Raw genomic sequence first — 12,715 nt, 5'->3', positions numbered from 1 at the left:
CCGGGAGTTGAGAAATGATGAACCTTGCACGTATCGTGAGTGGTGTGGCCCTGGGTGGCATGGCGATGCTGAGCGCCGCTGCCCCGACGCAGGCGCAATCGGTCAATCTAAGCTTTGGCCAGCGCTATAAGGTCGTCGAGACCTATTGCGACCGCAACCCATGGGACCGCGATTGCCGCGGCTTCTACAATGGTGGTTGGGACGATCGCGACTACTACAATTTTTACAATACCCGCCGCTCGTCGATCGACAATATCTCGGCCGGCATCTTCGGGATCGCTTTTGGTGCAGCGCTTGGCTCGATCATTGCCAATGGCGCGGCCAACAATAATCGCGGCGACGTGGTCGTCTATCGCGAAGGCAATGGCGGCGGGAACGTCAACGCGTGCTACGCCCGCTACAAATCCTATGATGAGCGGACCAATACCTACCTCGGCTATGATGGCATCCGCCACCAGTGCCGCCTTTGATTTCAGAGTAGCGCCGAGACCTTTCTGGTCTCAGGCATAACGTCCTGATGGACGCGGCGACGGCGGGGGCTCGGTTTCACCGAGTTTCCGCCGTAGCTTTGCGAGGGCCAAGCGTTCCATGTGAATGCGGGCAGCGTTGACCGGCGTGATGACGAAAACTTCCGTGCCGGTTTCTTCGTCGATGGCGGCGACACGCATGACCTGCCCCATCTGCACAAACTCGAAGAGAACCTTGCCCGCCATGGGACCTCCATTGATGGATGGAGTTTAGCAGGGATTTTCAGGCGGGGGAGTCGGAATAGATGGGACCGGCTGGCCGCATCGATGATCATCGATCAGCATCAACTCCGTTCGCCCAACTACGGCATCATTCCCGCGACAGCGGGAATCCATCTAAGGGGCAAGAGATTCCCGCTTTCGCGGGAATGACGCCGAGAGTGAGGGGAGAAAATTCAAAAACAAAAATCTCCGCTTTCGCGGGGATTTTTCGTATTTTCAGGACTTAACGCTTACGCATCAAAGCTCACTTTGCCCTGCTCGTCGAACTTGTAGACGTCGTCGCGGAAGCTGACGGTGCCCTGACGGTTGGCCCAGGCGGTGATGTAAGTCGTGTGGATCGGCACGCGGGCCTTGCACTCGACGTCGAGACGTTCAAGCGCTTCAAAGGTCGAGTCGACCTTGGTCTGGTCCCAATCGCCATTGTCGCGCAGCAGCCAATTGACCAACTGATTGACGCCATCGACGCGAACGCAGCCGGACGAGTGGAAACGAGCGTTTTCGCCGAAGAGGGCCTTGGACGGGGTGTCGTGCAGGTAGCAATCGTAGGGATTGTAGAAATTGATCTTGCAGTGACCCATGGAATTGGCCGCGCCAGGTTCCTGGCGATACATGTAATTCACCTGCTGATCGGTGATCGCGGCCCAGTTGATCGTCGAGGGATCAACCTTCTGACCCGAGCCGTCATAGATGAAAATGTTCTGTTCAGTCAGGTAGTTGGGGTTTTCCATCATGTACTTGGTCAGGTCCTGACGGACCAGCGACTTGGGCACATGCCAGTATGGGTTGAAGTTGATCTGGCTGATCTTGCTCGCCATGATCGGGGTGGCGCGCTCGACGCGGCCGACCACCGCGGTGTGGCGCTGCTCGACCATGCCGTCATTCACCGCTTCGATGGTCGCAGCCGGAATGTTGACGACGACATAGCGCGGGTTGAGATTGGCGGCCATGCTCTGGACGCGCGTGTAGTTGAGGTAAAGCTGCTGCAGGCGCTGTTGAGCCGGCACGGACATTGCGTACCAAGTGGCTTCATCGACCTGGCCGGTTACGACGAGACCATGGCGGGCCTGGAAAGCGCGGACGCCAGCATCGGTCTGTTCGTCGAAGACGTCGTTGACGTTTTCAACGAGCGCCATATCGCCCGAAGAAATCAGGCGGCGCTTGAGGGCAACGGCGGCGCGCGAAGACTTACCGAAGTTGAGGCCATAGGCTTCCTGCGGGATCTCTTCCCAGCCGCCGGCTGCGACGAATGGCTCGTATTGCGAGATGGCGAGCTGCAGGTTGTAGACCGTGTCGAACGACAGGATCGGCTCGTTTGTCGAAATGAGGGCTTCGGCAGCGGCGGTTGCCCCGCCCTTGGCAGCGTCGCCCAACACGCGATCGCGCGAGAACATGCCCCACATCGACTCGCTTTCCTGCGCCCGTGCCAAAGTCGGCAGCACTGCGGACGCGCCAACGAATGTCATGGATTGAAGAAAGGAACGTCGATTTACCCGCATATCGGTACCTCAGAAAAAGTCGCTCGCCACGTCATGGCGCGATATCACTGCTGAGGCGGATTCCACAACGGCTCTCAACGCCTTGTGAACCACGCTCGGCTCGACCTTGAATTAGCGAAAAATGGTTTAAAACCAGCAAAAATCGCTGCGCCCGGTTTGCGGCACAAATAAGAAAACGCCGGCTTGCGGCCGGCGTCTCTGCAAAGAGTGTGGCGTGGAGGCAACACATACCTACACCCGCATGCCATTTTCTTGATTCTGCGACGCACTGCCCCGCCCCGCATTTTTACGCGGTGACGGGTGCAGATCGCTTGCAAGGCTAAAGGATCAGAGCTTGTAGAGGATCTGGTCGACCCAGAAGCGCTCGAGACGGGCGAGTGCCTTATTGAGGTTGTCGAACTCTTCGTCGCCAAGGCCGCCGACCTTATCGATGGACTTGAGGTGACGATCATAGAGTTCGTCGATGACTTCCGCGACTTCCTCGCCCTTGGGGGTGAGGCGGATGCGGACCGAGCGACGATCGGTGCGCGAACGCTCCTGGAAGATGTAGCCGGTTTCGACCAGCTTCTTGAGATTATAGGAGACGTTCGAGCCAAGGTAGTAACCACGCGAACGCAGTTCGCCGGCGGTCAATTCGCTATCGCCGATGTTGAACATCAGCAGCGCCTGGACCGGGTTGATATCATCCCAGCCCATACGGTCGAACTCGTCCTTGATCAGATCGAGCAGACGGCGGTGCAGACGCTCCACGCGGGAGACGGCTTCGAGATAAAGGGGCTTCAGACTTTCCGGACGGTTCGGAACTAGGGTCTCAGCTGCGTTCGACTTGATTGCCATTTTTTGCCTCACTGTTTTTATCTGCGTGCGATTTTTCGCATCTCATGAGGCCAAACTACGACGGCCGGACTAAGATCCACCTAAGCAGCACGCTTAATGTCATCTTACTGGAAAGCAATGAGAATTTGGCTTAACGGATCGTCACACCGGTGCATAAAGTTGTAACCTTTCCGGGGCGTAAACGGCTTTGACGCAGGGTTGGGGCTGTTAGCGCGTTGGGCAAAAGTAGGGTCGTCGCGTAGACGGGCTGCGCGCCACGCACCCCTCCTTGCCTCATCGCAGCCACTGCGGACGGTTACCGCGATCCCAGCGATTTGAGCCGAATTGGAAGGCAAGAATTCAGTCCGCTGCCTGGGCGCGGGTGAAGCGGAAGCTGAGGGCAAAAATCACGAGAATGGCGACCAGCAGAATGACGCGGACGGCAAAGCCCGGAGCGGACATGTGGATATTGCCATTGCCGGCGAGATAAAGCGCGAGTTCGGCCGTGGTCGATCCAACGAGAAGCACGGCGCCCCAACTAGCCTTGAGCCAGAGCCCAACGCCCGCGAAAAGGCGCGAGAGCGAAAAGATCGCGAGAAATACAAAGCCCGATGAGCCAAGGACGGCGACGGGGCTGGTCGCACCAGAGTTGATGCCGAGAAGGCGCCCGGCATCGCTGAGCCCCAGAGCAAGGCTGAGCAGCGCGGTGATGCGGAGATAAAGACCGAGTTGGGGTGACTTGAACGACATGGCTTCTTACTATGCCATGGGACGGGGCTGCGACAAGCGGCGGCTTGGAGGCGATCACTCCGACTGTTATGACGCCCAAAGCCAAAGTGATTGTTGCCCCCTCCCAGCCGCCCCCATCACGGCGGAGGTGTCACCGAATTCGCTAGTGCGAATTCGGTTGGGTCCGGTGGATGCCTCCATCACGTAGCAAGGAATGAAAGAATGAGCGAAAGCTGGCCCAAACACGATATGTCCTTCCTCGCAGGCCGCAGGCCGCGGCGGTTGCGGCGGACGGGGTGGAGCCGGAACATGATGCGCGAGACGGAGCTCTTGCCGCGTGACCTGATCTGGCCGCTCTTTGCGATCGAGGGGCAGAACGAGCGGACGCAGATCAAGACCATGCCAGGCGTGGAGCGGCTTTCGATCGATCTCCTGGTTGAGGCGGCGAAGGCCGCACGCGATGCAGGCATTCCAGCGCTGGCGATTTTTCCCAATACGCCAGATCACCTGCGCAGCGAGAATGGGGCCGAGGCCTATAATCCGGACAATCTGATGTGCCGGGCGCTGACGGCGATCAAGTCCGCTGTGCCCGAGATCGGGCTGATTGCCGATGTGGCGCTCGACGAATATTCGAGCGACGGCCAGGATGGTCTGGTCCGGGACGGTCATATCCTCAACGATGAGACCGTGGCGGCGATGGTCAAATCGGCGCTGGTGCAGGCCAAGGCGGGCGCCGATATCATCGCGCCATCCGACATGATGGATGGGCGCGTTTCCGCTATCCGCACGGCGCTTGACGCCAATGGCTTCGAGGACGTGCAGATCATGTCTTATGCGGCCAAATATGCGTCCTGCTATTATGGTCCGTTCCGCGAGGCGGTGGGTTCGGGGAGCCGGTTGCGCGGCGACAAGCGCACCTATCAGATGGACTACGCCAATTCGGACGAGGCGCTGCGCGAGATCGAGCAGGATATCGCCGAGGGCGCCGATAGCGTCATGATCAAGCCGGGTCTGCCCTATCTCGACATCGTGCGGCGGACAAAGGACGCCTTCAACGTGCCGATCTATGTTTATCAGGTGAGCGGGGAATATGCGATGATCGAGCTGGCCGGGGCGGCCGGCGCAATCAACCGCGACGCGGCGGTGCTCGAAAGCCTTTGGGCGTTCAAGCGCGCCGGTGCGAATGGCATCCTTACCTATTATGCGCTCGAAATGGCGCGGAAGCTCGGGCGCTAAACCGACCCTTCCGGCGCGGCTGCAACTTCTTCCTTGGCGCGCGGGCTGCGGCGGCGCGCCATGGTCGCGCTGACGACGCCACCGCAGGCAACGAGCGCGATGCCGATCAGGGCGATCGAATCCGGGGCGTGGCCGAAGACCAGCCAGCCGAGCAGCGTTGCCCAGCCCAGGTGCAGATAGTTCATCGGCGCCAGAATGGCGGCGGGTGCATACCGATAGGACTGCGTAAAGAGATAGTGGCCCAGCCAAGCGGAGACGCCGAGACTGAGGAAGAGCACGATCTGCAATTGCGTGGGCGCAACGCCATAGAGTGTCCAAGGGAGAAGGATGCCGAACGCGATGGCGCCGATCAGCGCTGTATAGAACAGCATGGTGATGGTGCGCTCGGTGCGGGCGAGTACGCGCGAGAGCATGTTGTAGGCGACCGACACGACGACATTGCCGAGCGCAAAGGCAACGCCGAGCGGATCAAGCCCGCCGCCGGGACGCGCGATGAGCATCACGCCACCAAAGCCGAGCGCTGCTGCGAGCCAGGCGGCGGATCCAACCTTTTCATGAAGGATCGGGCCGGAGAGCAGGATGACTAGAACAGGGATGATGTAAACGATCGCCGTCGTCTCGGGGACAGGCATGCGTTGTAGCGCAAAGCCCATCAGGAGAGACGCCACCGCGAGGCAGGCGCCGCGGACGAGGACGAGACCGGTGCGCGTGGTTTTCACCATCTGCCGGCCGCGGAACGGCGCGACGAGCGCCAGCATCAGAAGTGTATGAGTGATGTAGCGAATGGCCGTGACCAGCGGCACGTTATATTCAGTGACCAGCAGTTTGTTGGTCGTGTCGTTGAGGGCGAAAAGCATCGTTGCCCCGATGATCAGGGCAAGGCCGCGCAATGGCTGATCGGTCAGCGGCGCGGGGGACGCAGAAGTGGTCGACATGGTTTAGTCCGAGGCGGCGAGCGCATCGGGGCGACTCGCAAATGGCAGGATTGGGTCGATAATAAGCACCAGGCCCCGCCAAGCCCAGCGGAAACGCCTCAATCGCTAAGCGGCTTTGCGGCTCACGACTAAGCCAACTTCCTTTGTAACGTCGACGCCACCGTTGCCGGCTTCGAAAGCGGAATGAATTGCAGCGCGGAAGGCGGCTTGCTGATCGGTCGGCGCGGTATCGCCGGGCGGATATGAAGTCATGGCGAGGTAGACGACTTCCGGATCGGTGACGCGCATGGTCGCGGGATAGATCTTGAGCGCGGCATTGCCGAACTGGGCTTTCAGAAGATGCTCGGCGCGGTCGAGGCCGAAGGCGTCGCCAGCGGGATCGCGCGGGGCGCTGCCGAAGACCGTGGTCAGGACATAGAGTTCGGCCATGTTGTTGCGGCCATTGGTGGTGACGAGAAGCGTCCCGCCTGGTTTGAGGACGCGATGGAACTCGGCGATGGCGGCAGCCTGGTCTTTGACATGGTAGAGCATGTGCATGGCGATGAGAGCGTCAAAGCTTTCATCGGCGAAGGGCAGGCTTGCGGCGTCGCCGACCTGGGTTGAGATGCTTGCGAAGGGTAGCGCGCGGCAGCGGGTTTCGGCTTCGGCCACCATGCCGGGGGATTGATCGAACAGTGTCACATCGAGGCCCTCTGGGAGCACCGACACGGCCTCCTGCCAGAACCAGGCGGGGCCGCAGCCAACGTCGAGGATTTTGGCGCCGGTAGAGACCGAAACATGTTGGGCAACCCAAGTGAACCACGGGACCTCCGCTTTGCTGAAGCCACCGGAGAGGCGAGCGCGGGCGGCGAGCTTTTCGCTATCGGAATATTGGCGATCCATGTCTTGGGTGATCTGGCTCATCGCGCCCTCCTCGTTTTTGGAAGGATAGGATGCTCGGGCGAGCGTGTCACCCTTGGCGCAGGCGGTTCCTTTTCTGTGCCTTGGGTCTTGCATTGCGGCGCAGGCGTGACAATTTCTGGACCATGACACAGGACCACGTTCGCCCCTATCTCCCAGACCCCGCCAACGCCCCCGAATTGTTCGAAGGCGTGTTGACGCGACGCGTCATGGCTTATTTCATCGACCTGATGATCATGGGCGCGCTGGTGCTGGCGGCGCTGATGATCGGCGGGGTGCTCGGCTTCTTTACCCTAGGGCTGGCCTGGATCGCCTTGCCGGCGGTGATTCCCGGCGCGATCGTCCTTTATTATGCTGCAACGCTCGGGTCGTCGCGACGAGCGACGGTCGGCATGCAGATGATGGATATCGTTTTGACGCCGACGCGGGGGCAGCCACTCGATGGCTGGATGGCTATTTTCCACGCGCTGCTCTTTTGGGTAAGCTTCTGGATTTCCTGGCCTATTTCGCTGCTCTTTGCGCTCTTCACGCCTCGACGGCAGATGATCCATGACCTGATCGTCGGCACACTGATGGTGCGTCGCTCGCCCATGGTGCGGCATTGGGGCGGTGCGCGCAGCGCGGCCTTTTCGTGAACATTGCGAGGCGACGGCTCTAAGGCTAGTATCGTCTGATTGCAGCAACGGGTCGTAGATGACCGACCAATCACCAGAGACAACGCAGCTTTTTCTGACTGCAGCCATGCCGTGTCCCTATTTGCCGGGCCACATGGAGCGGAAGCTCTTTACCCATTTGAGCGGGCGACGGGCCTCGGCGCTGCATCACGTGCTCAGCGACAATGGGTTTCGCCGCAGCCAGAACCTGATTTACCGGCCGGCCTGCGAGGGCTGCAATGCCTGCCAATCCGTGCGGATCGTGGCCGGTGAATTTGCAGCATCGAGCCGTTTTCGGCGCGTCTTGCGGAACAATGCGGATCTGTCCGTTACCGTCCGGCAGACGACCGCCACTAGCGAGCAATATGAGCTTTTCCGCCGCTATCTCGAATCCCGGCACGCGGGCGGCGGGATGACGCAGATGTCCTATCAGGACTATGAGTACATGGTGGAAGACACGCCAGTACAATCCATCCTGGTTGAATATCGTCTTCGTGACCACCCCGACGAGCAATTGGTCGCGGTGGCGCTCACCGATGTGATGCCCGATGGACTATCTATGGTCTATTCGTTTTATGACCCGGAACTGGCGCATCGCAGCCTCGGGACTTTTCTTATTCTCGACCACATCGCGCAGGTGCGCTCCTCGGCGCTGAACTACGTTTATCTTGGCTATTGGGTAAAGAACTCGCCCAAGATGGCCTATAAGGCGCAGTATCGGCCGCTGGAAGTGCAGCGCGGCCATGCCGGCTGGTGTCGGGTCGAGGATTGATACGACCGGCGTTTGCCGGTCACACAACCATATCGAACACGATCAGACCATCACGGCCGCCTTCGAGTGCCGCGACGAGTTTTGAGCCTGCGGCCTTATGGTCCGGGTGGACGAGGTAGGCGTCACGGGCCGCCTCATCCTCAAAATCCATGGTGAAGCCATCGACGAAGCCTTGATGGACGCCTTCGGGTGACACATTGGGGCCGGCGGACATGGCGAGAAAGCCGGGGACGACTTCACGCAATGATTCAAGTTCGGCGTAGAGCGCGGCGCGCTGCTCTTGCGTTACTTCAGGACCGAAACGGACGAGAACGCAGTGGCGGATCATTTTCGTGAGTCCTTCGAAGGGTTTGGGGTGGGAGCTTCATAAGCTTGTTGGTAATCCACCGCGCGTCATCCCGGCCTCGAGCCGGGATCCATCTTGAAATCTCAGGATGGGCCCGGCTTTCGCCGGGGTGGCAAGCGGTGGTCCGTGATGAGCACGTCCGGCCCTCGAGCATAGCTCTCCGGGCGTTCGGGCCTAAAATTGCTCCACTGGAGCAATTTTGCGCTGCGCGTTCGCCCCTCACCCAACAAACTTATTGTTCTTCGGGAAGCCAGTCGGGGGCTGACGGCCGGCGGTGGCGCGGTCGCTGAACCAGTCGGTGAGTTCTTCGGTGGGTTTGGAATAGGTGCGGCCCGAACTGTCTGTCCAGGTGAGACCGTCAGCGGCGTAGAAGGTTTTGATGTCGGAAATGCCGCCATCCTTATAGCGCTGGAGGCGGACGCCCTTGCCGCGGGACATCACGGCCAGTTGCGCCAAGGGGAAGACGAGGAGCTTGCGGTTTTCGCCGATGGTGGCCACGCGGTCGCCGTCGCAGGGGACGATGAGACGCGCTTCTTCGGGCAGGGAGACGTTGAGGATCTGCTTGCCCTTGCGGGTATTGGCAATGAGATCGTCTTCGGGAACGATGAAGCCATAACCGGCCGAGGAGGCGATGATGCGCTTGGCGCCGGGCTTGTAGACGAAGAGCGCAACGATATCCTGGCCTTCTTCCATATCGACCATGATGCGCACCGGCTCGCCCTGGCCGCGGCCGCCGGGGAGTTTGTCGACGCCGATGGTATAGACCTTGCCGCCAGTCGTCAGCATCAGGAGCTTGTCGGTGGTCTCGCAATTGATTGCAAGTTTCAGGCGGTCGCCGGTCTTGAAACCCTTCTCGTCGGCCGGGGCATTGTGGCCCTTGGGCGCGCGGATCCAGCCTTTTTCCGAGAGGATGACGGTGACCGGCTCGCGCTCGATGAAGGCTTCGGTGATTTCGGCGGCATCGGCGGTCGGCGCGTCGAAATAGATGGTGCGACGGGCGCCAAGGGCGTGGGGAGTCGTGCCATCGGCTTCGAAAAGCGGATAGGCCTTTTTCAGCGCTTCGACTTGCTTGGCGATTTCGCCCCACTGCTTCTTTTCGGAGGCCAGCAGCGCTTCGAGCTTGCCCTTTTCGGCCGTAAGGTTCCTGTGCTCCTTGCGGAGTTCGATTTCCTCGAGCTTGCGGAGAGACCGCAGGCGCATGTTGAGGATAGCTTCAGCCTGATTGTCCGTCAGGTCGAAGGTCGCCATCAGACTCTTTTTGGCATCGTCCTCCTCGCGGATGATGCGGATCACCTCGTCGAGGTTGAGATAGGCGACGATGTAGCCTTCGAGCACTTCGAGGCGATTGGCGATCTGTTCGAGCCGGTGCTCGGAGCGCCGGACAAGAACGATCTTGCGGTGATCGAGCCAGGCGCGCAACGCATCGGCAAGGCTCATGACCTTGGGCGTCGTGCCCTTGTCGAGAACGTTGAGATTGAGCGGGAAGCGCAGTTCGAGCTCGGTGAGCTTGAAGAGCTGTTCCATGAGAATGACGGCATCGACCGTGCCGGCGCGTGGTTCGAGGACGAGACGGATGTCGTCGGCGCTCTCGTCTCGTACGTCTTTCAGCAGCGGCAGCTTCTTGGCAAGGAGCAGCTCGGCGATCTTTTCGACGAGGCGGGACTTTTGCACGCCATAGGGAATCTGGGTGACGACGATCTGATAGACACCCCTGCCCTTTTCTTCCTTGGACCAGACGGCACGATGGCGGAAGGCGCCGCGGCCGGTTTCGTAGGAAAGGACGATGGAGGAGCGGGATTCAACCAGGTGCCCGCCGGTCGGAAAATCGGGGCCACGGACGAGGTCGTCCATGCTGGGCGGGGCCGAAAGATCGGCGTGGATCAGCTCTTCGGTCGTTGCCGCGGGATTGTGGATGAGCTTGAGCGCGGCATTGCAGAGTTCGACGACGTTGTGCGGGGGGACCGAGGTCGCCATGCCGACGGCAATGCCGGTCGAGCCATTGGCGAGAAGATTGGGGAAGTTGGACGGGAGCACGACGGGCTCTTCGTCTTCGCCGTCATAGGTCGGACGGAAGTCGATGGCGTTCTCGGTGATGCCTTCGAGAAGGCGCATCGAGACTTCGGTCATGCGGGATTCGGTGTAGCGCATGGCCGCGGCGCTATCGCCGTCGATATTGCCGAAATTGCCTTGGCCGTCGACGAGCGGGTAGCGCAGCGCAAAATCCTGCGCGAGGCGCACGAGGGCATCGTAGATCGACTGGTCGCCGTGGGGGTGGAACTTACCGATGACGTCGCCGACGATACGGGCAGACTTCTTGTAGCCCTGGCCGGGGTCGAGGCGCAGCAGGCGCATGGCGTGAATGATGCGGCGATGGACCGGTTTAAGACCATCTCGCGCGTCCGGCAGGGCGCGCTGCGTGATCGTCGAGAGGGCGTAGCTCAGATACCGTTCTTCGAGCGCCTGCTTGAGATCGACGATGCGCTGATCATCGGGTGGTGGCAGGGTATCGGCGTCGGACATGCGGTGCTCAGGTTCATGGAGAACGAATCAGGAAGACAGTATAGCGGGCGCGCGGGAAAGGGACAGGAAAGGCGCGGATTTCTTGGGGATTTCTGCCATTGGTTGCTCTGCGGAGGATGGACACCCCTCACCCGGGAATTTCTTCTGAACGAAGAAATTCCTGTCCCTCTCCCACAAGGGGCGAGGGGTCACCGAATTCGCCATGGCGAATTCGGCGGGGTCAGTGGCTCTCCTGGCTTAGGAGATCGATCAAGGACGCGCGAATGGCCGGTTGCTCCATGTCTCGGGCGGACCAGACGTGGCGGTCGAGAAAATGGCCGGTTAGCCGGAACGCGTTGCGGAGGTCGTCGGGGGAGGCGTTGCCGCGGGCGTTGAGGAAGCTTGGAAGTGGCAGGAGGCGGTCGCGATAGGGTTCGGCGGCGGTGCGGGAGACGGCTCGGCCGGATTTGGGGGAGACATGAGTCAGGTCGGTGGTGGCGCCAGTCGAAGCGCAGCTGGAGAGATCGAGGCCGAAGCCGAGTTCTTCGAGCAGGTTGAGTTCGAACCGCGCCAGCGCCACGCCATCGGGCGGATGGTCGAGCAACGACAGGGCCTGGCCCAGCAATCGATCATGGGGATCGCGCTCGGGCAGAAGGCGCAGGTGCTCGCAGACCAGTTGGGCGAGATAGAGCCGGGTCCGGTCGGTCATGAGGTCGGCGGCGCGGCCGCGCATCAATTCTACGGTGAAGGTACCCAGGTGGTCTTCGAGCCGGGCGCGCCAGGTGAGTTGGATCGTGTTGCCGACCTGGAGGGTCGGGGCGAGCTTTGACGAGCGGCCGCCGCGCACAAGGCCGATATTTCGCCCGCGCCCGGCGACCATGGCCTCGATAATGAGGCTGGTCTCGCCGTGGCGGCGGACGCCTATGAGAAGGGCTTCACCGGTCCATTCCATATGGGCTCGCTACCGTGCCAAACGCCGGTCGAGGAGGACCATCAGGGCGCCGACCGCGAGATAGGCCACGGTGATGACAATCACCGTCATCGTGACCTGCGGGATGCCATACTTAACGTAGTCGATGAACGGATAGGCGAAGTGGCCTTGGGCCGCGCCGCGGATGAGGGCGTAAAGGAGGTAGGCGATCGGATAGATCGCCCAGACGAGCGGATCGCGCATGTCGAGCGCGCCGCGCCGGACGCAGAACAGCCAGAATATCGGGACCAAGACCGGGGTAACCATGTGCAGCAGCACGTTGGCGACGGCCGCGCCTGCCGTCAGTTCGACAAGGCCGTGCAGCAGCAGGGCATAGATGACGCCGACCAAGGCAATGTTTATGGTGACGAAACCGAGGAGGCGCGGCCCCACGCCACCCTTGCGGAGGGCGTGGAGCGTGAAGGCCAGGGCCACGATCAGATTGGTCGTAACGGTGAAATAGTCGGCCAGCACCCAGAGCCCGCCAAGGAGCGAGCCGCTCAGGCGCCATTGGGCTCCGATGTGAATGCCGAGACCCACCCAGGCTATGGCGGCAATCACCGAGGAAAATAGCCTTACAACCGTAGCTGTCCGCATGCTTTCCTCGCGTTCGC

At 60.8% G+C, this 12,715-nt stretch carries 14 protein-coding genes; 4 read left to right on the top strand and 10 right to left on the bottom strand.

The window, feature by feature from the left end; all coding sequences use genetic code 11:
* Positions 1–14 precede the first annotated feature (14 nt).
* Positions 15–470 carry a BA14K family protein gene (locus tag ASE94_RS15100; RefSeq protein ID WP_062631086.1) on the top strand — a complete coding sequence of 152 codons (456 nt, stop codon included), beginning with the start codon at positions 15–17 and terminating at the stop codon, positions 468–470.
* A 30-nt stretch (positions 471–500) separates the two neighbouring features.
* On the opposite strand, the gene ASE94_RS15095 is transcribed toward ASE94_RS15100, so the two are convergent.
* The 4 genes from ASE94_RS15095 to ASE94_RS15080 all read right to left on the bottom strand — a co-directional run bounded on the left by ASE94_RS15095 (position 501) and on the right by ASE94_RS15080 (position 3,811).
* A complete protein-coding gene (locus ASE94_RS15095; RefSeq protein WP_062631085.1) occupies positions 501–713 on the bottom strand; it encodes a hypothetical protein in 213 nt (70 codons plus the stop codon).
* A 266-nt stretch (positions 714–979) separates the two neighbouring features.
* Entirely contained in the window at positions 980–2,188 is a 1,209-nt protein-coding gene (locus tag ASE94_RS15090) for a L,D-transpeptidase family protein (RefSeq protein ID WP_162236104.1), read from the bottom strand.
* A gap of 384 nt (positions 2,189–2,572) precedes the next feature.
* On the bottom strand, positions 2,573–3,082 hold the full coding sequence (locus ASE94_RS15085; RefSeq protein WP_061907041.1) for a winged helix DNA-binding protein: 510 nt from the start codon (positions 3,080–3,082) through the stop codon (positions 2,573–2,575).
* 339 nt (positions 3,083–3,421) lie between these two features.
* Positions 3,422–3,811 (bottom strand): hypothetical protein, encoded by a 390-nt coding sequence (locus tag ASE94_RS15080; protein WP_062631083.1) that lies wholly within the window; start codon positions 3,809–3,811, stop codon positions 3,422–3,424.
* A 201-nt stretch (positions 3,812–4,012) separates the two neighbouring features.
* Here ASE94_RS15080 and hemB point away from each other — a divergent pair, with 201 nt between their 5' ends.
* Positions 4,013–5,026, top strand: a complete 1,014-nt coding sequence (gene hemB, locus ASE94_RS15075) for a porphobilinogen synthase (protein WP_156352168.1) — start codon at positions 4,013–4,015, stop codon at positions 5,024–5,026.
* Here the strand turns inward: hemB and ASE94_RS15070 are convergent.
* Together ASE94_RS15070 and ASE94_RS15065 are read right to left on the bottom strand one after the other, a co-directional pair.
* Positions 5,023–5,961: a DMT family transporter gene (locus ASE94_RS15070; protein ID WP_062631082.1), complete on the bottom strand. Its 939-nt coding sequence runs from the start codon at positions 5,959–5,961 to the stop codon at positions 5,023–5,025. The two genes, hemB and ASE94_RS15070, sit on opposite strands and share 4 nt — an antisense overlap.
* Positions 5,962–6,066: 105 nt before the next feature.
* Positions 6,067–6,864, bottom strand: coding sequence for a class I SAM-dependent methyltransferase (locus ASE94_RS15065; protein ID WP_062631081.1), 798 nt, complete (start codon positions 6,862–6,864; stop codon positions 6,067–6,069).
* Between the two features lie 122 nt (positions 6,865–6,986).
* Between ASE94_RS15065 and ASE94_RS15060 the strand changes: the two genes are divergently transcribed.
* Positions 6,987–7,496 carry an RDD family protein gene (locus tag ASE94_RS15060; protein ID WP_062631080.1) on the top strand — a complete coding sequence of 170 codons (510 nt, stop codon included), beginning with the start codon at positions 6,987–6,989 and terminating at the stop codon, positions 7,494–7,496.
* A gap of 58 nt (positions 7,497–7,554) precedes the next feature.
* Positions 7,555–8,286: an arginyltransferase gene (locus ASE94_RS15055; RefSeq protein ID WP_062631079.1), complete on the top strand. Its 732-nt coding sequence runs from the start codon at positions 7,555–7,557 to the stop codon at positions 8,284–8,286.
* Between the two features lie 19 nt (positions 8,287–8,305).
* Here ASE94_RS15055 and ASE94_RS15050 read toward each other — a convergent pair whose 3' ends face one another.
* The 4 genes from ASE94_RS15050 to ASE94_RS15035 all read right to left on the bottom strand — a co-directional run bounded on the left by ASE94_RS15050 (position 8,306) and on the right by ASE94_RS15035 (position 12,698).
* Positions 8,306–8,614 carry a Dabb family protein gene (locus ASE94_RS15050; RefSeq protein ID WP_062631078.1) on the bottom strand — a complete coding sequence of 103 codons (309 nt, stop codon included), beginning with the start codon at positions 8,612–8,614 and terminating at the stop codon, positions 8,306–8,308.
* A 237-nt stretch (positions 8,615–8,851) separates the two neighbouring features.
* Entirely contained in the window at positions 8,852–11,152 is a 2,301-nt protein-coding gene (gene parC / locus ASE94_RS15045; RefSeq protein WP_062631077.1) for a DNA topoisomerase IV subunit A, read from the bottom strand.
* A 220-nt stretch (positions 11,153–11,372) separates the two neighbouring features.
* Positions 11,373–12,083, bottom strand: a complete 711-nt coding sequence (gene recO, locus ASE94_RS15040; protein WP_062631076.1) for a DNA repair protein RecO — start codon at positions 12,081–12,083, stop codon at positions 11,373–11,375.
* Between the two features lie 9 nt (positions 12,084–12,092).
* Positions 12,093–12,698 carry a Pr6Pr family membrane protein gene (locus ASE94_RS15035; protein ID WP_062631075.1) on the bottom strand — a complete coding sequence of 202 codons (606 nt, stop codon included), beginning with the start codon at positions 12,696–12,698 and terminating at the stop codon, positions 12,093–12,095.
* Between the last annotated feature and the right edge of the window lie 17 nt (positions 12,699–12,715).

The sequence above is a fragment of the Devosia sp. Leaf64 genome (assembly GCF_001421945.1).
Taxonomy (GTDB): Bacteria; Pseudomonadota; Alphaproteobacteria; order Rhizobiales; family Devosiaceae; genus Devosia.
The sequence above is the reverse complement of the archived record's forward strand: the minus strand, read 5'-3'. Positions and strand labels throughout refer to the sequence as shown.

Excerpts from the sequence above, each read along its gene's own strand:
- ASE94_RS15035 (WP_062631075.1), bottom strand. The coding sequence starts at position 12,698 with ATGCGGACAGCTACGGTTGTAAGGCTATTTTCCTCGGTGATTGCCGCC.
- parC (WP_062631077.1), bottom strand. The coding sequence starts at position 11,152 with ATGTCCGACGCCGATACCCTGCCACCACCCGATGATCAGCGCATCGTC.
- ASE94_RS15080 (WP_062631083.1), bottom strand. The coding sequence starts at position 3,811 with ATGTCGTTCAAGTCACCCCAACTCGGTCTTTATCTCCGCATCACCGCG.
- ASE94_RS15100 (WP_062631086.1), top strand. The coding sequence starts at position 15 with ATGATGAACCTTGCACGTATCGTGAGTGGTGTGGCCCTGGGTGGCATG.
- hemB (WP_156352168.1), top strand. The coding sequence starts at position 4,013 with ATGAGCGAAAGCTGGCCCAAACACGATATGTCCTTCCTCGCAGGCCGC.
- ASE94_RS15070 (WP_062631082.1), bottom strand. The coding sequence starts at position 5,961 with ATGTCGACCACTTCTGCGTCCCCCGCGCCGCTGACCGATCAGCCATTG.
- ASE94_RS15055 (WP_062631079.1), top strand. The coding sequence starts at position 7,555 with ATGACCGACCAATCACCAGAGACAACGCAGCTTTTTCTGACTGCAGCC.
- recO (WP_062631076.1), bottom strand. The coding sequence starts at position 12,083 with ATGGAATGGACCGGTGAAGCCCTTCTCATAGGCGTCCGCCGCCACGGC.
- ASE94_RS15095 (WP_062631085.1), bottom strand. The coding sequence starts at position 713 with ATGGCGGGCAAGGTTCTCTTCGAGTTTGTGCAGATGGGGCAGGTCATG.
- ASE94_RS15060 (WP_062631080.1), top strand. The coding sequence starts at position 6,987 with ATGACACAGGACCACGTTCGCCCCTATCTCCCAGACCCCGCCAACGCC.
- ASE94_RS15065 (WP_062631081.1), bottom strand. The coding sequence starts at position 6,864 with ATGAGCCAGATCACCCAAGACATGGATCGCCAATATTCCGATAGCGAA.
- ASE94_RS15085 (WP_061907041.1), bottom strand. The coding sequence starts at position 3,082 with ATGGCAATCAAGTCGAACGCAGCTGAGACCCTAGTTCCGAACCGTCCG.
- ASE94_RS15050 (WP_062631078.1), bottom strand. The coding sequence starts at position 8,614 with ATGATCCGCCACTGCGTTCTCGTCCGTTTCGGTCCTGAAGTAACGCAA.